Annotated in this window: 23 protein-coding genes and 1 tRNA gene; 13 read left to right on the plus strand and 11 right to left on the minus strand. The window is 59.3% G+C overall.

Annotated features, from left to right (window positions below; translation table 11 throughout):
• The first annotated feature begins 20 nt into the window (after positions 1-20).
• Genes PMN64_RS26985 through PMN64_RS26995 form a run of 3 tightly spaced genes read left to right on the plus strand, consistent with a single transcriptional unit; the run spans position 21 to position 2,548 of the window.
• A complete protein-coding gene (locus PMN64_RS26985; RefSeq protein ID WP_028339206.1) occupies positions 21-686 on the plus strand; it encodes a DUF4166 domain-containing protein in 666 nt (221 codons plus the stop codon).
• Positions 683-2,119: a TIGR01777 family oxidoreductase gene (locus tag PMN64_RS26990; RefSeq protein WP_411782825.1), complete on the plus strand. Its 1,437-nt coding sequence runs from the start codon at positions 683-685 to the stop codon at positions 2,117-2,119. The genes PMN64_RS26985 and PMN64_RS26990 overlap by 4 nt, the downstream gene beginning before the upstream one ends.
• A gap of 12 nt (positions 2,120-2,131) precedes the next feature.
• Positions 2,132-2,548: a hypothetical protein gene (locus PMN64_RS26995; RefSeq protein WP_411782826.1), complete on the plus strand. Its 417-nt coding sequence runs from the start codon at positions 2,132-2,134 to the stop codon at positions 2,546-2,548.
• 24 nt (positions 2,549-2,572) lie between these two features.
• Here the strand turns inward: PMN64_RS26995 and PMN64_RS27000 are convergent, their stop codons facing one another.
• Complete coding sequence (locus PMN64_RS27000; RefSeq protein ID WP_411782827.1) at positions 2,573-3,430, minus strand: LysR family transcriptional regulator; 858 nt, start codon at positions 3,428-3,430, stop codon at positions 2,573-2,575.
• Between the two features lie 115 nt (positions 3,431-3,545).
• On the opposite strand from PMN64_RS27000, the gene PMN64_RS27005 reads away from it, so the two are divergent.
• A complete protein-coding gene (locus PMN64_RS27005) occupies positions 3,546-3,971 on the plus strand; it encodes a tautomerase family protein (protein WP_411782828.1) in 426 nt (141 codons plus the stop codon).
• Positions 3,972-3,974: 3 nt separating this feature from the next.
• Here the strand turns inward: PMN64_RS27005 and lipB are convergent, their stop codons facing one another.
• The gene (gene lipB, locus PMN64_RS27010; protein WP_028339201.1) at positions 3,975-4,703 is read right to left on the minus strand and encodes a lipoyl(octanoyl) transferase LipB; all 729 of its coding nucleotides are present in this window, start codon (positions 4,701-4,703) and stop codon (positions 3,975-3,977) included.
• A gap of 60 nt (positions 4,704-4,763) precedes the next feature.
• Between lipB and PMN64_RS27015 the strand changes: the two genes are divergently transcribed.
• Complete coding sequence (locus tag PMN64_RS27015; RefSeq protein ID WP_021080574.1) at positions 4,764-5,009, plus strand: FliM/FliN family flagellar motor switch protein; 246 nt, start codon at positions 4,764-4,766, stop codon at positions 5,007-5,009.
• Positions 5,010-5,102: 93 nt separating this feature from the next.
• Positions 5,103-5,187: transfer RNA gene (locus PMN64_RS27020), tRNA-Leu, on the plus strand.
• Positions 5,188-5,210: 23 nt separating this feature from the next.
• Here PMN64_RS27020 and PMN64_RS27025 read toward each other — a convergent pair.
• On the minus strand, positions 5,211-6,674 hold the full coding sequence (locus PMN64_RS27025) for a tyrosine-type recombinase/integrase (protein ID WP_411782829.1): 1,464 nt from the start codon (positions 6,672-6,674) through the stop codon (positions 5,211-5,213).
• A gap of 609 nt (positions 6,675-7,283) precedes the next feature.
• Positions 7,284-7,532: a helix-turn-helix domain-containing protein gene (locus PMN64_RS27030; protein ID WP_411782830.1), complete on the minus strand. Its 249-nt coding sequence runs from the start codon at positions 7,530-7,532 to the stop codon at positions 7,284-7,286.
• A 228-nt stretch (positions 7,533-7,760) separates the two neighbouring features.
• Here PMN64_RS27030 and PMN64_RS27035 point away from each other — a divergent pair, with 228 nt between their 5' ends.
• Positions 7,761-8,045, plus strand: coding sequence for a DNA -binding domain-containing protein (locus PMN64_RS27035; RefSeq protein ID WP_411782831.1), 285 nt, complete (start codon positions 7,761-7,763; stop codon positions 8,043-8,045).
• Positions 8,046-8,488: 443 nt separating this feature from the next.
• On the opposite strand, the gene PMN64_RS27040 is transcribed toward PMN64_RS27035, so the two are convergent.
• Together PMN64_RS27040 and PMN64_RS27045 are read right to left on the minus strand one after the other, a co-directional pair.
• Positions 8,489-8,638: a hypothetical protein gene (locus tag PMN64_RS27040; protein WP_411782832.1), complete on the minus strand. Its 150-nt coding sequence runs from the start codon at positions 8,636-8,638 to the stop codon at positions 8,489-8,491.
• A gap of 294 nt (positions 8,639-8,932) precedes the next feature.
• The gene (locus tag PMN64_RS27045; protein ID WP_411782833.1) at positions 8,933-9,220 is read right to left on the minus strand and encodes a hypothetical protein; all 288 of its coding nucleotides are present in this window, start codon (positions 9,218-9,220) and stop codon (positions 8,933-8,935) included.
• An 831-nt stretch (positions 9,221-10,051) separates the two neighbouring features.
• On the opposite strand from PMN64_RS27045, the gene PMN64_RS27050 reads away from it, so the two are divergent.
• Positions 10,052-10,795 carry a hypothetical protein gene (locus tag PMN64_RS27050; protein ID WP_411782834.1) on the plus strand — a complete coding sequence of 248 codons (744 nt, stop codon included), beginning with the start codon at positions 10,052-10,054 and terminating at the stop codon, positions 10,793-10,795.
• Between the two features lie 278 nt (positions 10,796-11,073).
• Here PMN64_RS27050 and PMN64_RS27055 read toward each other — a convergent pair whose 3' ends face one another.
• Complete coding sequence (locus tag PMN64_RS27055) at positions 11,074-12,180, minus strand: hypothetical protein (protein ID WP_411782835.1); 1,107 nt, start codon at positions 12,178-12,180, stop codon at positions 11,074-11,076.
• A gap of 801 nt (positions 12,181-12,981) precedes the next feature.
• On the minus strand, positions 12,982-13,257 hold the full coding sequence (locus PMN64_RS27060) for a hypothetical protein (protein WP_411782836.1): 276 nt from the start codon (positions 13,255-13,257) through the stop codon (positions 12,982-12,984).
• 80 nt (positions 13,258-13,337) lie between these two features.
• Between PMN64_RS27060 and PMN64_RS27065 the strand changes: the two genes are divergently transcribed.
• The 4 genes from PMN64_RS27065 to PMN64_RS27080 all read left to right on the plus strand — a co-directional run bounded on the left by PMN64_RS27065 (position 13,338) and on the right by PMN64_RS27080 (position 14,885).
• Positions 13,338-13,688 carry an H-NS family nucleoid-associated regulatory protein gene (locus PMN64_RS27065; RefSeq protein ID WP_411782837.1) on the plus strand — a complete coding sequence of 117 codons (351 nt, stop codon included), beginning with the start codon at positions 13,338-13,340 and terminating at the stop codon, positions 13,686-13,688.
• Positions 13,689-14,295: 607 nt separating this feature from the next.
• Positions 14,296-14,529, plus strand: a complete 234-nt coding sequence (locus PMN64_RS27070) for a hypothetical protein (protein WP_411782844.1) — start codon at positions 14,296-14,298, stop codon at positions 14,527-14,529.
• Positions 14,530-14,649: 120 nt separating this feature from the next.
• Complete coding sequence (locus PMN64_RS27075) at positions 14,650-14,769, plus strand: hypothetical protein (RefSeq protein WP_411782838.1); 120 nt, start codon at positions 14,650-14,652, stop codon at positions 14,767-14,769.
• The gene (locus PMN64_RS27080) at positions 14,766-14,885 is read left to right on the plus strand and encodes a hypothetical protein (RefSeq protein ID WP_411782839.1); all 120 of its coding nucleotides are present in this window, start codon (positions 14,766-14,768) and stop codon (positions 14,883-14,885) included. Before PMN64_RS27075 ends, PMN64_RS27080 begins: the two co-directional genes overlap by 4 nt.
• A gap of 199 nt (positions 14,886-15,084) precedes the next feature.
• Here the strand turns inward: PMN64_RS27080 and PMN64_RS27085 are convergent, their stop codons facing one another.
• The 3 genes from PMN64_RS27085 to PMN64_RS27095 all read right to left on the minus strand — a co-directional run bounded on the left by PMN64_RS27085 (position 15,085) and on the right by PMN64_RS27095 (position 16,782).
• A complete protein-coding gene (locus PMN64_RS27085; protein WP_411782840.1) occupies positions 15,085-15,996 on the minus strand; it encodes a hypothetical protein in 912 nt (303 codons plus the stop codon).
• 13 nt (positions 15,997-16,009) lie between these two features.
• Positions 16,010-16,297 carry a Ref family recombination enhancement nuclease gene (locus PMN64_RS27090; protein WP_411782841.1) on the minus strand — a complete coding sequence of 96 codons (288 nt, stop codon included), beginning with the start codon at positions 16,295-16,297 and terminating at the stop codon, positions 16,010-16,012.
• Between the two features lie 248 nt (positions 16,298-16,545).
• Positions 16,546-16,782, minus strand: a complete 237-nt coding sequence (locus PMN64_RS27095; RefSeq protein WP_411782842.1) for a hypothetical protein — start codon at positions 16,780-16,782, stop codon at positions 16,546-16,548.
• A 311-nt stretch (positions 16,783-17,093) separates the two neighbouring features.
• On the opposite strand from PMN64_RS27095, the gene PMN64_RS27100 reads away from it, so the two are divergent.
• Positions 17,094-17,312, plus strand: a complete 219-nt coding sequence (locus PMN64_RS27100; RefSeq protein WP_411782843.1) for a hypothetical protein — start codon at positions 17,094-17,096, stop codon at positions 17,310-17,312.
• The last annotated feature ends 107 nt before the right edge of the window (positions 17,313-17,419 follow it).

The raw sequence follows: 17,419 nt of genomic DNA on the forward strand, positions 1-17,419 counted from the left end.
CGGTGTAACGGGAGTGTGCGATGGCGTCAGCAAGGATATCCACCTTAAAGACAGCGCCGACTTCCGATACAAAGCTGCTTGACGACCATCGCTTCCGCGCCTTGCTGTCGGACGAGGATTGGGGCCGCCTGCCGGTTGCGATCTGGCGGCGCTTCTCGAAACGGTTCGAGGACGGCAACACCGTCGTCTATGTCGGCGAGGTCGAGGAGGCGGCGTGCAGCCGCATCGGCTGGTGGCTGGCGCAGGCAGCGCGGCTGATCGGCGGACCGTTCCCGACCGGCACCGAAACGCGCGTGCCGATGATCGTCACCGTTACCGAGGACGCCGCAAGCGGCGGCCAGGTCTGGACCCGCATCTGCGCGCGCCGCGACGGCTTCCCGCAGGTGATTCATTCCGCCAAGCGTTTTGCAGGATCGACCGGGCTCGAGGAGTATGTCGGCTTCGGCGTCAGCATGGCGCTGCGGATCGCGGTCGAGCACGAGGCGCTGGTGTTTCGCAGCGTCGGCTATTCGCTGCAGCTCGGCCCGTTTCGGATGCCGCTGCCCGAATGGCTCACGCCCGGCGATCTCACCGTAACCCATTCCGATCTCGGCTGCGGCGACTTCCGCTTCACGCTGGAGATCATCCACCCGCGTTTCGGTCGGCTGATCCGTCAGTCCGCTGTGTTCAGGGAGGCCACGCCATGACGCCGCTGCTTTGGACGCTTGTCGCCATCCAGATTGCGATGGGCGCATTCGATACGTTCTATCACCACGAATTCACCGAGCGGCTGGCCTGGCGTCCCTTGCAGCGCCACGAGCTCCAGCTGCACAGCGTGCGCAACATGCTCTATGCGCTGCTGTTCCTCGTGCTCGGCTGGCTGGAGGTGCACGGCATTCTTGCGATCGCCATCATGGCCGTGCTCGTCGTCGAGGTCGTCATCACCTTGATGGATTTCGTCGAGGAGGATCTGAGCCGAAAGCTGCCGCCGAGCGAGCGGATCAATCACACGCTGCTGGCGATCAATTACGGCGCCATCCTCGTGCTGCTGGTGCCGGTCCTGATCGGCTGGGCGATGCTGCCGACCGCCGTCGCGCCGGCCTATGCGGGTCCGTTAAGTCTGTTCGCGACGGCTGCGGCCTTCGGCGCCGCGCTGTTCGGCGCGCGCGACTTTGCCGCCGCCAGACGCCTCGGACGGATGGCCAGCGTGCCGGCCGCGACGCTGGTCGAGAAATTGCCGACGCGGCAGACCGTGCTCGTCACCGGCGCGACCGGCTTCATCGGCAGCCGCCTGGTCGCGAGCCTCACCGCATCCAGCCATCAGGTGATTGCGTTGATCCGCAATCCGGCAAAGGCCGACATGCTGATGCCGCCGGTGACGCTGATCACGAGCCTCGACCAATTGCCCGCCGACTCCGGGATCGACGCCATCGTCAATCTCGCGGGCGAGCCGATCGGCAACGGCCTGTGGACCGAGGCCAAGTGCCGCAAGATCATCGCCTCACGGATCGACATGACGTCTGACGTGATTAAGCTGATCGCGCGCCTCGAACGTAAGCCGTCGGTACTCGTGAGCGGCTCCGCGATCGGCTGGTACGGACTCTGGCAGGACCAGGTGCTGACGGAGTCGGCGAAATCCCACGCCTGCTTCAGTCACGAATTGTGCGAGGCCTGGGAGAATGCGGCGAAGCCGGCCGCGGATCACGGCGTGCGCGTGGCATATTTGCGGATCGGTCTCGTGGTCGGCACCGACGGCGGCTTCATCACGCGAATGCTGACGCCGTTCGAGTTCGGGCTCGGCGGCCCGCTCGGCTCGGGCAAGCAGTGGATGTCGTGGATCGAGCGCGACGACCTCGTGCGCCTGATCGCGCATGTGATTGCGAGACCTGAGCTGTCCGGTCCTGTCAACGCGACCGCGCCGATCCCGGTGACCAACACGAAATTCACCGAGGAGCTCGGACGCCGTCTGCACCGGCCGGCGATCTTCCGCGTGCCGGCGGCGCTGCTCCGCGCCGTTGGCGGCGACTTCGCCGACGAGCTCTTGCTCGGCGGCCAGCGCGTGCTGCCGAACAAGGCGCTGAGCAACGGCTTTGTGTTCCGGCACGAAACCTTGCGCAGCGCGTTCGATGCGATCTTGTGAGGAGGCCTGGATGTGCAGCACCTGTTCCCGTGCATTCGGAGGTTGGCTTGCGGGCTGTGGCGCCGCGACCGCGGTGAGTTCCGCCGTCGGTCAGACCATTCTGATGATGACGTCGCACGGCGATGTCGCGCGGCTGCTCTACGCATCCTCGTGATGCTGCTTCCGTCGGCCGCGGTCTTCATCATCACTTGTCTGCTCACAGCAATTCCCACTGCGATCGTCGTCTGGTTCACCGAGGAGTTCCATATCCGGGCCGTGGGATTCTTCGCCTGCGCAGGCGCCGCGATCGGCGCGTTGAGCATCACTGTCCTTCTACGATCTCCGGCTGTCTGGACATCCGGACTGGTTTGCCTGTTCGTCGTGGCCGGGTTTGTCGCCGGCCTGACCTACTGGTTCGTCATGTGCGAACTGGCGGCAGGCCAAGATTAGATGTGAACCGCTACGATGTTCAATCTACGCCGCAGACGCCACGCTCCGAAACGTCGCAGCCAGCGTCCTGAGTGCCGCGAGCTTGGCGGGATCGCCGACTTTCGAATGCAGCATCACCTTCGACGTGCCGAGCCGCGGTAGCCTGTGGGCAGGGCCGATATCGACCAGGCCCGGCGGCGCGATGCGGCGGACCAGGGGCGCAACGGCAAGCCCTGCAAGCGCGGCCGCCACCACCGCGGTGACGCCGCCGCCGACGAAGCTTTCGGTCCAGGCGATAGCGGCCTTGTCGAGCGCGCGCACGGCGAGGGCGCGCACGCCGCAGGGCGGCGCCAGCGTTGCCAGCGGCAGCGCATCGCCGCGCGGCCAGACGAAGCGTTTGGCGGCGAACCAGCCGAATTCGTCCTCGGTCAGCTTCTCGCCGCCGCGCCGGCTGCCTTCCTGGCGCACGATCACGGCGTCAAGCTCGCCAGCATCGTAGGTATCGAGCATTTCGCGGGAGAAGCCGATGGTCACGGAGAGGGCAAGCTGGGAGGCCGTCGCGTGCAACCGCTCCAGCAGCGGCACCAGCTCCGGGCCCGCGGCGTGATCGCTGATCCCGAGCGTGAGCTGCTGGCGCGCCGGTGTCTCGCCGGCCAGCGCGCGATCATGCACCTCGATCAGCGCGCGGGCGTGCTGCAGGAACGCCACGCCGTCGGCGGTCAGCCGCACCGCGCGCGGCGAGCGCTCGACCAGCCGCTTGCCCAGCACCGTTTCGAGCCGCTGCAACTTCATGCTGATCGCCGCTTGCGTGGTGCCAAGCGCCTCGGCGGCGCGGGTGAAGCCTTGAAGCTCGGCGACGAGGAGGAAGGCCTGCACGGTGTCGATATCGAGCGTGGTTGTCATGATCAATGATCGTTATCATTGCTATCTAAATAGATAAGATACCAAGATGATGCGCGAAGGTCTAGCTAGAGGAGGCGCGATTGACCCGCGCCAACCGGATTCAAGGAGACCGATCATGCCGCTCATCACCGTCACCTACGCGACCTCGCGCGAGAGGCCGTCGCTGAAGTCCGACATCGCCGCCGCCGTGTCGGACCTGACCGCACGGATTCTGCACAAAGATCCCAAGGTCACTGCGATCATTGTGAAGTGCGCCGATGCCGCCGACTGGTTCGCGGGCGGCAAGCCGCTCGCCGAGCACGGGCTCGCGAGCTACTGGCTCGACATCCACGTCACCGAGGGCACCAACACCAAGGACGAGAAGGCGGTCTATCTCGCGGCGCTGTTCAAGCGGATGGGGGAATTGCTCGGGCCGCTGCACACCGAGAGCTACGCCCATGTCGACGAGGTGAAGGGCGACGCCTATGGTTTCGGCGGCCTCACCCAGGAGCGCCGCTACATCGCCGGCAAGCTCGAGGTAGCGCCGCAGAAGGCGGCGTGAAGCCTATGACGTCGCTTCCGGCAGGCGCGCTGCGGTGTCGCCGAACACCTCGGAAAAGGCCTGCCGGAGTGCGATGTCGACATCGGCCATCGTGACCGGCAGCCCGAGATCGACCAGTGAGGTGACGCCGTAGCGCGGATCGACCACGCCGCAGGGCACGATGGCCTGGAAGTGGGAGAGGTCGGGCTCGACATTGATCGCGATGCCGTGGAACGAGACCCAGCGGCGCAGCCGCACGCCGATCGCGGCGATCTTGTCCTCATGGCCCTCGCCCTTGTCCGGGCGCCGCACCCAGACCCCGACGCGGTCCTCGCGGCGCTCGCCGCGGACGTTGAAGGCGGCCAGCGTGCGGATGATCCATTCTTCCAGCGAAGCGACATAGGCGCGCACATCGGGCCGGCGCCGCTTGAGGTCGAGCATCACATAGGCGACGCGCTGGCCCGGGCCATGATAGGTGACCTGGCCGCCGCGGCCGCTCTGGAAGGTCGGAAAGCGCGGCGCGAGCAAATCGTCGGCCTTGCCACTGGTGCCGGAGGTATAGAGCGGCGGGTGCTCCAGCAGCCATACCAGTTCGGGGGCCGAGCCCGCCGCTATCTTCGCCACCCGGTCGTCCATGGCGGCGAGCGAATCGGGGTAGGGCACCGCGCGGTCCGAAATCCGCCATTCGACCGCGCGGTCGCCCGAAGGGCGCGCAAAGGTCGTCAAATCGAGGCTCTGGCGGTCGTTAACCATTAGCTAACCCTAACGTGGTCAGGTGAACCCACAATCTAGTTCCAGTTCGGCGGTTCAGAAGTGCCCACCCTCGATAAAGTCAGCGTTGATCTCATGGTGGTCCTTGGCACCACCACGATGCCGATTCACCAGGTCATGCGCCTATCCCGCGGCGCCATCATCGAACTGGATGCCACGGAGGCCGACGAGGTCAAGATCCTCGCCAACAACCTGCCGGTGGCCAGCGGGGTGGTCCTGGTCGACCGCAACCGGATTGCGGTCGAGGTCAAGCAAATGCTGCCGAAATCTCCCGGCGTTCGCAGTTAATTCCCGCATTAATCGCCTTGTCCCTGCATCCGTGATTTGTTACATGGCCCCGTCGATCCGGCGGTGCCTTCGGGGTTCCATCCGGTATCCCAAGCGCTCGTGGCGGAATTGGTAGACGCGCTGCCTTGAGGTGGCAGTGGGTAACACCGTGGGGGTTCGAGTCCCTCCGAGCGCACCATAAACCCACATTTCATATTGAAGTTATTGAACTTTTTTCCGGATGTTACCCGGGAATGTTACCACTCCGTTCCTGCCCTTCGTTCGCGTGCTGTTCGCCCGTGGCACCGCCAGCCAGTCGTCGAGTGATTGGCTTTGGTCGAACGTCACGATCTTCTCCATTCCACTGATGCCAAGCCGCTCTCGATTCGCCTGCGCGATGTAGTGCGCGGGCATTTTCGGGTCGGTCCAGCCGAACATGGCCATCATCTGGCTCTCGGTGCAGTCGGCATAGGCAGCCACTTCGGCCCGGGCCTTGCGGACGCCGTGGCAGCTCTTTTTCGGCTCGTTGACGCCGGCCAGGACCGCATACTTCTTGAACTTGGCCGCCCACGCCTTCTTGTTCATGGGCTGGATGCGACCGCGCACGACCTTGCCGGTGAATACCTCAGCACCGATGATATTCGATGCGCGGGCCGCCTTCAGGCTCGCAGCGAACTCCGGGTGGACAGGCACGGTGACGGTCGTATTGCCCCGACTTTTCTCGGTGGCGATCTGCACAGCCATTTTCCGCACGATCTGCCGCAAGTGGGGTGGCCCGAAACGGTGGGCATCTCCAAGGCGCAGGAACGTGTAGTGCAGGATGTCGAACATCAGACGGGCTTCGGTACCCAACGGCCACTTTGCCCGATACCGGGCCATGTCATCCTCGGTCCAGGGCGCAAAGCCACCGGACTCGCGGCTCGCTTTCGCTTTGCCGGATTTCAGCCCAATGGTTGGGTCGTCGTCTTCGTCGAGATGGTTCTCGTCGATCATCCAGCGGATCATGCCGCGCACTGCCGACAGCAAGTTGCCCGCCTGTGATGGCGTGCGCGCTTTCATCTCCGCCTTGATTACCTTGCGAGTCAGCACCGCGAACGGCTTCTCGCCATTCTCGGGGAGCAGGGACTCGATAAGACCGGTACGCTGGAGCCGGGTCGACTCTGCCAAGCCCAGATGACCGACGCTGAGATCGCCGAACCAGTGATCGCTTCGCTTATAGCCGTTCCAGTACCAGCGGAGCGTACCGGGGGCAGCCGGCGTACCGGGCAAAGCAGGGCGAGGCTCATTACGCTGTTTTTGTGCGTTGATGTAGTCGGCCGCATTGCCATACAGGGCGATCTGAGCGGCGATCGCTGTATCAACTTCGGTATCAAACGCTGCCGTGCCGAACTCGGTCCTGATCCGGATTTTCGGAAGCCTGTTGCGTAGTTGCACATAATGTCGCACCTGCCCGCGCTGGCTGATGTCTACGTACAAATAGCGCCGTTCCGGCTGTTCTTGTTTGATGGTCGCTTTGACGCGACGCATACGCATCACTCCCCCGAGCGCCACAACAGCTGCTTGATAGGCTGAATCGAACTCTGACGTCCCGTACTCCTCGCTGATCCCGATCCTGCGACCTTTGCGGCTAACCTTCACGTACCAGCGCAGCGAGCCCGACTCGGAATAGTTAAAGTAGAGATACATTCGGCGATCCCCGGGGGCGCGGGGATCGTCTTTCTCTGTTCCAAGCATTGGCTCTCTCCATGGAGCAACGCTTGGAGTCTAACGATGCGGTGACTCCGCATCAATTGCATAAGGAGCGTTTCAGCCGCCTTCGGAACGTTTCAGATAGCGCTGAAGCGCGTCGGACGGTACCCAGGCCTCGGCGGCATCGGCAATTGGTATGGAGGTCGGAGAGAGCACTATTTGAATAGTACCTTCGCCGTCGATAGTAACCGCGCTGGCGCCGGCAGCCTTCGCGGCTCGGATGGCGCGAGATATGTCTGCTTGTGTGAGCTTGGCAGGGCGTCGGGGCATGCTTTCTTGATAGTGGTTGCGAGAGGGGCGACCGGCGAAATGAGCTAAAATTCTCAATCCCGCGATCTTCTCGAAAGGTTTTGCATCGCTCGTTGGAACGGCGGAAGGCCATTATCCGCGCATGGAATAATCGGCTAGGCCCGCGTAGCAATCGGCGGTGCCGTGACCGGAAGGCCAGTGATCATCTCGACGATTTGTCCGAGGCGCAAAATGTCAGGACTTGTGCGGACGTGCCACGAAATACCGAATGCCAGTAACGCATGCTAAGGGGCAGAATTAACCTTTAGGGCTTTTGAGGCGAACGCCTTCTCCCTTTTGGTCCGCAGTAATAAACTCGACACCCGCTTTCTTAAGCGCGACCTCTATCGCATTTATTGTGCTCGCTCGGGGATCCGAGCTTCCCCTTTCGATCCTGGCGACCGCGTTGAGGGCGACTATCGCCCTGTCGGCCAATTCCTGCTGCGTCCAGCCCAAGAGGGCACGTGCTGCCCGAATCTGTCGCGCGGTGATCATACTGACCACCATCGCTAGCTCTAGCAAATTCGCCAGCAATAGGCTATAATTATTCTTATTTAGGTCTATTTTCGACCTAATAAGACTTGTTGCATTCTTTCCGATGTTGTCCGCGGAGGAGACTTGCCTCGGATTTTTCCCGCGAGAGTGGAGCAGGTCGACGTATCAACGGGGCTCACGCGCCAAACCTTTCGAGGGAGGGCGCGCGATTGAAGTTACTTAAATGTTGGAGGTCAACAAATGTCGTTCGAATTAGAGCCAACGGTAGCCGATCTTGCTCCAAGCGCATCGCAACTCACCCGGTATGATCACGCGCATACGATCACGTATCTGCGCTTGCTCGATGCAGATAACCAAGGAGCCGACTGGCAAGACATTGCCCGAGTTGTCCTGAAAATTGATCCAAGTCACGAACCCGCGCGTGCACACCGAACGTTCACGACCCATCTCGCGCGAGCCAAGTGGATGACCGCATGCGGTTATCGTCATGTTCTTCGCCGAGATCTACCCGATGGGGATTCCTGAGGCAGATCGTGGCTCACATCAAGGTAATTCGCTCGAGCCCACCGTCAGGCAACGAAGTAACAGTCGCGGCTTGCTTCAAGACTTTTGAATTTGAACGCGCAACATCGTGTGGAGATAACGCATTTTTCTTATCCTCCTGAGACCATTCAGAGATTTTGTTGTGGTTCGGGCGGCTCGGGGCACTAAATAGCAGCAAAATGCACCGAGTGGCATCGATAACGTGCGGATAGCAACGCCAAGGACAACCCGCCATTCTTGGATGCTTTGGCGAAGTGCCGAGACATCGCCGTGCGGGAAGGTTGGTGTTACCAGCGTGTCCAGGCAATCATCGTGGCGATTGACCAGTATGCCGAGGCGGCCACGGTTAGGCGAGTGCAAGAGGGTTTTGCTGCGGCCGCACGAAGGAGGCTCGGCCCTCTTGCACGCGCCAAGGGCAGCCTCCTTTAGTCGTAGTCGTCCAGCATCTGCTGGCGCTCATCTTCCCAATGGTCGTCCTGTTCGTTGACCTCGGGTTTTTCTTCACTCTTCACGTGGATGGTGAAGGCGGCTTCAAGTTCGATGTAGATAGTGAAATCCTTAATGCGCACAAACATGCGAGGCTCCGCTTGAGCCCAGCTAATAGATGGATGTGCCTTGGCGATATTGCCGAGGAACGACCATCTGGCAAAGCCAGGCTGGTAGGTTCCTCGCGCCGTGCCTTTTGCGACGAGTGGGGTGGGGCGGTTGGCTCGGATTAGACGCAGTCGCCGAAGCGAGAGGTGACCACAAAACCACCCATTCCTGAGGCACGAAGGTCTGGGAAGGCGAATGTGGAACTGGCCAACCTCCCCCTTAAATAGATACCAGATGCAAGCGTGCAAGGTGCATTTTAAAAGAAACCGGCCTTGTTAGGCTGGGATATTCTCGAAGATGGGTGTCATGATTTGAGGGCTGAATGGCAGCAACCGAGGGCAGAAGCTCGCCACGCGGAAGTCCATCTCCTCGTAGAGACGCGCCCAGAGGTGGCGGCACATCTCGATCTGCTCCGGGCTCGGGGTGAGCCGTTCGACCTGCACAAGCACCGGGCTGTCGGGGTGAAGACGATGCCGGTGGAGTTTGGTGGAGCCGTCATCGAAGATGAGCACGGCGCCTGACCAGATGTGCTCCGACATCTCGAACTTAATGCTGTACGTCATCTACACTTCTCCCGTTGGGCTTCTTGCGATACGTCACCGAGAGGTAGTTTCCGGCCGGCACGTAGGCGATTGGCTCGTAACCCTCGCACTCCAAGTGAAAGGGCAGGACGTCGTGGTAGGCTTGGCCGCACTTGGCGCATTGCTTCATGTGCTTCTCCATACGTGCGCCCACCCGTTGCGGGTAGAAGCGCAACGGGGCTCAAGGGTGCAGGTAGTTTCAGCGGAAGAGGTCGAGCGAAGGTGGGGCGACGATGCCGTTGTCCGACTTGAACTTGGCGGTCGTCATGTCCTCGGAGGCCCAAGGGAAATGCAGGGTCTCACAGGTCGGCAGGGTGAGTTGTGAGGCTCGGGCCGTTCGGTGGTCCACTGCATTAACTGGTGGCCCCAATCGCACTTGAACCAATGGCGATGCATGTTCGCCATCAGTCGGGCTCTATCTGTTCGTCAGCGTGGTAATTGCCGTCGGTCCGAACCTCGGGCCGATACCTGGACAGCTTCTCGTCCTCGCACTTGGGACAAACCCTCGCGAGAGGAATACCGCGGGCGTCATTTGCCCAACGGGAAGAGAGACCAGACCGACACGGGCATGGCCTTATGTCGTCGATCGCCATAGGCGTCTCCGTATAAGATTTTACCACCGTGACATTGCAAGTCATCAGGTTACGGCGAGCTTCCAAAGCCCATCACACGCCGATATCTCTCGTCGCTGCCCTTGAGAGGTTCGCCACGATGGTGAAAAGGTTGAGATTTGAGGTGTGTGGAGAGCTTGCCGCAACTTCTGGCTTTTGGGAATCGGCTATGCGAAAAAAGTCGCAGTGGCAGGGGGATTCGATGGCAGATAGAAAACCTTGGTTCACAAATCGCGGTCAAATCATGCAGACGGGATCCGCCGTTTGTAGCGCGATTTGCGCAGTGATAGGCGTTCTTATCGCGCTCTACATAAATCTGCCAAATGTGTTTCAGGCGAGCATTGATAGCGGCCGGATAATACTGTCGATCTTAGCCATTCCAGCGTTTCTGGTCGGCGGTTTCAATATCGCGTTCCACTTCATGGCACCCATCATGGACAGGATGGCCCAACGGATGTTCGAGCAGCGGTTTCCAGAATTTCGCTCTCCGCCGGAGCCGGCCACGACTAAAGAAATTGAGGAACGCAAGGATAGAGTACCGATCGATTTTAAAGCTGCATTGCCGCCCAAGTCTGAAAGCTCAGTGCTAGATATCAAAGTCAAGGTTGGTAGCTACTGGGAAACTTCGTCCGGTCTGGACCGGCTCAGAATTACGATTCTCGGAATCCAAGGTGAGCCGGGAAAACTGGTAGCCGAACTGGTCGTCACGACGGGCGGCAGCGTCTTTCACCCCGGCACTCTCGTAAAAGAGGTAAGCGTAAATCGCTTCCTCGTGCCAGAGTCTCGCTCGGGGTTTCAATCCGAAGAACGCTGCGTCTACCAATTCAGCTTTTCCGAGAACCATATTCATTTCCGCGCTGCCCGGGTCGATGGAATCGACCTCCACAACCAAGAGGTCTCGGTCAATGTTGCGCTGTCACGTACAATGAGCGTGCCCGCGCTTTGAGCAAATCCTGTTGACGACTGCTTCGACGTGACTCAGGCTGCGTTCAAGGGGCCGCATTCCAGTCGGTGCGGCTCCGGCGAACTAACGACTGGCGCAAAACAATGAAAGACTGAAGACGTGAGGGCCGCACCGGCACATAGGACGGCATGGCCAATTCTCTCGCGCTGCTTTCTGAGGGCCTTATCGACCTCGTGCTGGATGATGTGTTCAAGCCATGGATCGGTTTTCATGGGCGGCTCCATCTTCGCCGCCGATGGAATCTGCTTCGCGACTCGTCTTCAACTCGACGGCCAACTGAAGTCGATCTTGTCCGCCCAGGAGCCGCGGATGAGGTCGTAGTGGCTCGCACCTTTCTTGAACCTCAGCGTCGGCTGGCTTCTGACGCTGATGTACTCGACCTTGTAATAGATGCTGTTCAAGTCATGCGTGAAGAACTGGTTGAACTTCTCCGCGTTGGTCCGGGTGTAGAACAGGGCAAGGTCCTGAAGCCTGTCTTTAAACCTTACGATCTTGGCCTCGGCATCCCGGAGAATGACCACAGCGGCGTGACGCTGCTTCTCAGACATCCCAACGATGAAGTTCAAGGCATCCTGTCCGTAGGAGTCTGAAGCCACGGAGACCAGCGATCGGTGGATGTCCTCAAGCTCCTTGGTCGGGTTGTAGTCGCGATGGACCGCGATGTGCCCGGAGAAGGTCCCGAAGGTGTGGTCTCGGCTTTCGATGCCGTCTTTGCCACGCCCCTTAAAGCCTGCAGGACCGTAGTAGTCGTCGTTCTCCTGCGACTCGTCCCTGATGATCTCGGTCAGCGTGAGCTGGCCGCCGTGATGCTGCTTCATCTTGCGAAGCTGCTCGTGGACCTGGGGCAGCGTGTTGCGGATTTTCCGGTAGGCCCTGACGGCCTCGAACGCGACCGGCTTCAGGCTCTCGACGATCACAAGCTTCGGTCCAACCAGCGGGAGCGCTTCGAGAAGATAGCTCTCCTCGCTGTCCCGCTTCTCGCGCCACTTCCGCTCCTTCTCGGCCTCGGCCAGTACGTCGTCGTTGGCACAGCAATTGCCGATGAAGGCGCAGAACTGAAGGTCGGGAAACCAGACCAGCGAGCCGGTCAGGAAGCGGTTCGGCGTGCACATCGGGCAGGGGCAGTTGTCGCCCTCCGGCCGCTTGGTGCCGTCTACCGTGATAAGGTGCTTCAGCACCCGGAACCGGGCATTCTTGGGGATCTGGTTTCGGTACAGGGATTCAATCAGCTCCGGTTGGGCGGTCTGCTTGATCCGCTCCACCGTCTCGTCGATCCAGATGCCCGTCGGCCGGTCCGCGAAGGGCCGCCAGGGAAGCTCCGGTTTTGAACTATCTACGCCACGCGACTTACGGTCGCCCTTGGTCATAAATGCCCCTATGAGAACGAACCCAGAAGACTCTTTTTGTTCTTGATCTCAGTCCGCTAGGCCTGCGAATCAGATGCCTATAATTAGTATTGGAACAAGAGGGGGACCGCAAGATTTTGCGCCTACCTACCCCCGGTAGTCCCGATTATCCACACGCATCAAGCCACGTGTAGGGGTTCAACGTGGACAGCCTCCTTCCACCTCACCAGCTATGAGTTGCGGGTCGAGGTCACGCGGGAGGGCTGAATGTGGAGGAGTGCTACCCCCTCGATGCGAGGGACGCGCCGCAGGGAGGTCATAATCTCGAAGGCCTGCGCAAAGGACATCGCAGCAGCGAAGGCGGAGGGAAAATCGGCCAACGATATCTACAAAATTGAGGAGTCTGAGCACCACGGGCTACGGTTCGTTGGTGATGAGATGGACATAGCCGAGCCGCGACATCTGTGCCGCAAGGCCGCGCACCACCGGTCACCCATCCCTCAAGATGAGGACGACTGGGAGGATTCTACCATTTTCGGAACGCGGCATCTGTCGCGGACAGGTGCAGCTTATTCTCATCAGGCTGCATCTGCCTTTGATAAAGGCGTTGTGCGTTCTCCAAGTCCCTCGCTTCCTCTTAGACTAAAGCCGCAATCGCACGCACATTCTTCGTGGTCGCTCGGATGATGCCGTTCATCTGAGTGAGAAGCCCTTCCGCGCGGGCTTCCAAGCCCTTTGCTTCCAGCGTTTCCAACACGGCAACACCAGCGATAAGTTAGCCGATGACGACATGGAGCATGCCGGCGCCAGTCAGCGTTCCTTTCAGCCCATCGAGTGGAAGCCAGTTGACACGCCGGTAAGATTGGTACGGTCGCTCCAGAATACGTGACCCTTCGCGCCAATCAGTTTGAAGGTGATGGTGTCAGCGGTGACCGGAGCCGGGCGTTGTTTCCAGCGAATTGATAAATGAATTGAGACATATTGATTTATTTCTTTCCTTGAATACCTGAATCGTGCCCCCGGAAAGTTGTATATCGCAACGATAATCGCAAAAATAAATAGGACGCTGCGCAAATCGTGTTCAAGGAAAGTACGCAAGCGTCCCGCGCCACAATCTCACAGGCGTAGACTCACTGGCAATAGGGCTTTAAGCCGTACTGACCTTAAAGGAGTCATCGATGGCAAAGAAAGCGAAGCGAGCGTCCAAGCGCCCAGAAACCCATCTGGTCGAGAACTTCAAGAAGCTCGAGGTGTCATCGCAGGCTGTGTTATTGCTGGAGCTAGGAAAGCTCTACGAGAAGGCCAAGACAACCAGGCTGGGATTGCTCAAGGCAGAGATGGACGAGATTACCGGCTCGAAGAAGAAGGGCGTGAAGAAAACACGGGTGAAGCCCGCTGCGAAGTATCGCAGCAAGAAGGACAAGAAGCTCACCTGGTCGGGCCGGGGCTCCACGCCTCGGTGGATGAAAGAAGAGATGAAGGCTTTAAAGCTGAAGCCGGATGCCTTCCTATTGAAAAATCCGAAGTGAACTTACTGCTGCACCAAGTTCTTGAGTTCTGGGAGCTGGAATTCGGCGTGCTCGTCGAAGAGCCAAACAAAGGAGTTGGTGAGAGAGGAAGCTTCTCGGTTTGGCCAGTCTGGCTGGAATGTACAGTCTTGGACCGAGGAAACCGAGCACTACCGCTTCAGAAACGGCGACGAAGCCACGATATTCACGGCTTCAATTGCGTTCGTCGTCAGGAACGTTCGTCAGTTTTGACCTCTAACGCCCTTTCCATCCTCATTGAACGGCAGCTCGCAAAGCCTAGGCTGCCTTCATGGAGGTGGCCATGTCGAAGGTCGTTACCGATTTCAAATCGCTCTCGCTGGCGCGACAGCATGAGGCGTTCCCCTTATTACAGCACACCGGCCTACAACCAGGCCAAGGAAGCGCGGCGGGTTGAGTTAGAGACGGAATCCGCCAGCTCGGCGAGGCGGCGAGGAAGACTGTGAAGGTCAAGTACCGGAGCCCTTCGGAGGAAATGTCCTCGATGTTCGCCGTAATGAACGTCTAAAGTCGACAGCCTCTGCGCCGAGCGGGATCGGATGAAGGCCGCGCTGCCGAAGCTGAAGGGCAAGGTGCTGGGAGATCGTTCCTGGTGACGCAACGACCGCAATGGTTCAACGACTGGGATGACCCGCCGCCTTTCATCAAGGCGCTGGCGGAGGTGCGGGCCCTCTCCCCGAAGGAGGGCTGGTGCTTCTTCCACGTCCAGGCAATTCAGGTCGCCATCGACCAATATGCTGAGGCCGCGCTGGGTAACCGCGGGTTCTTTCTCAACAAGCCGTACAGCATCGGACCGATTAGGAAGAATGACGTCCCGGCTTGACCGCCTGGCGTGATCGACCCGGGATCTCCTGAACATCCTTGCCAAGCTGAACGAAAAGAAAGTTGGCTTTCGATCACTGGGCGACCAGTGGGCTGATACGACAACCCTCATGGACGTTTGATGCTGACGCCGCTGGGAGGAATCGCCGAGTTTGAACGAGGGCTGAGACGCATCAGGACGAGCAAGGGAAGGGCTAGAGCCGTTGCCAATGGGATGAGGCTCGGACGGCACACAAAATGACTTTAAACGAGCGCCTTGAGGCTACGAGGCGGAAGAGCAATGGAGAGCAGCTGGGAAATATCGCACGTGCCTACAACGTCAGCGAAGCGACCATCTCAAGATTGACGGTGGCGTGAATCGGCTCACGATTCAACATGCAAACAATTCAGGCTGTGAAGCGAGGTGGTCGGCGCGTCGGCGCCGGCCGACCTAAAGGCAATGGCCGCTACGGTGAGCCAATTCTGTCGGTGAGGGTGCCTGTGAGCCTGGTAGACGAAGTGCACCATATTGTTGAGACCGGCGGTCGTGCTCGTCCGATGTACGATATGCAATCCTTCAACCGCCAAGTCCGAAATATGCCAGAACATATTTCGTAGCCAACGACTTGGCGGCCTCAAACCCCACTTTGAGCGTACCCTTCCCCAGCGATACCGGAAGTTCCTTCAGCCACTCGGAGGTCTTCTGGCCGATCGTAGTTGCACCAGCTTTAGCGTCGGCCTGAACCGCTTTGCTCAGGCTTTTAACGTCAGTGGGATGGAGACCAAGTTCCTCCATAGCCTTCAAAAGACTTGGCAGATCATTCTGAACGACTGAAATATTCTGCACCTGGCTAAAATTTTCAGCGGTAGCGGCGACGACAACGTTTCCGCCATAGATGTGGTTGACGACGGATTGGTCAACGCTGGCCTTTGGAAGCTTCGTGGCATCTGTCATTTCGTCACCTAGTTCCTCTTTCAGACCTAATGCGAGCTGCAAGATACGAGTTCTTACATTGTCCAGTACAGAAACGAAAATCGTGCCTGGAACCTGTTGAGACGCTCGAATAAGCGTCCAGCCTTGCGCGAACTTATCCGCGTAAAGGGCAACAAGTTCAGCCGGCCATGGCATGCGAGCGCTGTTAGGCTTACCCTCGGCGTCTTTGCCAATATCGTAAGCTGCTATCGGCTGCATCAGCGGTGCTGTTTCAGCCCAATGGCGATGTTCTTCACTGAGGACTGTAGCTGCCAAGGGCTGGTTGTTTATCGTTTGGCCGCCGCGTGTCATGAACGTGCCGGTGGCATGGACGCCAACCTTGCGATACTCGGGTAGCGCTTCCTCTCCCGGATAACCATTAAGCTCGTACTCAACCCAGGCTTTCAGCTTCGCATTCTTGAGCTGGTGAGCAAGCAGGAGGCATTTACGCAGTAGGCTGGGAAGGGGGATTTTGTCGTCCACCGCTCCCTCTATGATTTCGTCCAACAACTGCATCGGGCTGTACCTGTTAGAGCAAATGCCGAACGCATTCTAGCATTTCCCGTTGCGTGCTGTGCTTCGCTTCAAACGAGCGCGTGACGTTATGCACAGCCTCACCGAAGGGGCCTTGCCTATGATGGTACGGACATGGCGGGATTGTTTCATAGTTTGAAGCTTTGCGGCCCAAAGTCCCGTTCGAGATGTGGTGGATTTCCACTGGAGCTTCGCATCGGCTCACCCCGAAACGGTCTGGAAGAGGACAAATGCAGCCAAGCGCGGCGACCTTTGATAGGCGCTCTCGTTCGACCTTAGTCACCAACCTTGCTTTTCTTACGCCTTTTCTCGACCAGCCTCTTATGAAAGGCCCGTAGCGCGAAAGCCGTGGCCTGAGCGTTGGTTGGCAGGTTGAGCAGGGTGTGGAGATCCGTCAGGATAACTCGGATGTCGATGTACATCGCCTCAGTGAGCAGCAGCTGAATTTGCTAAGGACGTTCGCGGCTCATTGGGGCTGCGATCTTCTCATTCATCACCTAGAGGCAGCCCTTCACCATCCAAAGCTCTGTCTTATTGAGCGAGGCGGTGTTGTGCTTCATGTTCGCTGCCTTGGAGTTCGTCGATGGTTTGGCAGGCAAATATTTCGGAGCAGCGATCTTCCACTGTGACCGTTGCTGATTTGCCATCATCGTCGTAGGTGAGGGTGGAACCATAGGCCTGCGGGTCGTTGGCCGTTGCGACCGGCACGTCGATCGTGCTGCTGATGTATTCCCCAGATTTGTGCAAGAGAACTGTTTCGAGCGACACCCCCGCGACCGTTGGCAGTGGTCGTCTGGACGATTGAGAAGTCGTGCGCCGCCAAGATTGGCAAGATTGTCGTCATCACCGTTGTCAGTGAGGCATCTTTGCCACGAGCCCCAGCGGTGTCGTTCTGGATGGGTTTTAAGGCCGCCTGCAGTTTGATGAGCGCGGCCGGTATGAAACTTACAATGACTATCTCAGCCGGCGTGATGACGGGTGGTACCGTGTCGTCTCCAACTTCATGTTTCTGGGGCTGGTCTATTTCACGCTGAACCTTCTGGAGAAGTACGAGCAGCGCGACGGTCGCGATCCTGATCGTGGTCTATGCGGCGATGCACGCCTTTTCCGGCCTGCGCTCGTTCTATTTCTTCCAGCGCATCGAGCGCCTGGAGGGTGAGACGAGGCGGCTCGCCGCGGCGGCCGGCGAGGGGCCCAATGCTGTCGCCTCGCGCAGGCAGATCGTCGCCGATGTCACTGTGCTCAGGCATGCCGGCGAGATCAAACCTATATCGACATCTTCTTCCTGGCGCTGGTGATTCTGCTCTGCGTCGCCAAGATCGTGGCCAGCTAGTGTCCCGAGTCACAAGTTCGCAATCATAGATTCGCAGTAGATTCGCGTCGCTGTGCCAAGGATGGAGGCAAA

This window comes from Bradyrhizobium sp. UFLA01-814 (assembly GCF_046718885.1).
Taxonomy (GTDB): Bacteria; Pseudomonadota; Alphaproteobacteria; order Rhizobiales; family Xanthobacteraceae; genus Bradyrhizobium; species Bradyrhizobium elkanii.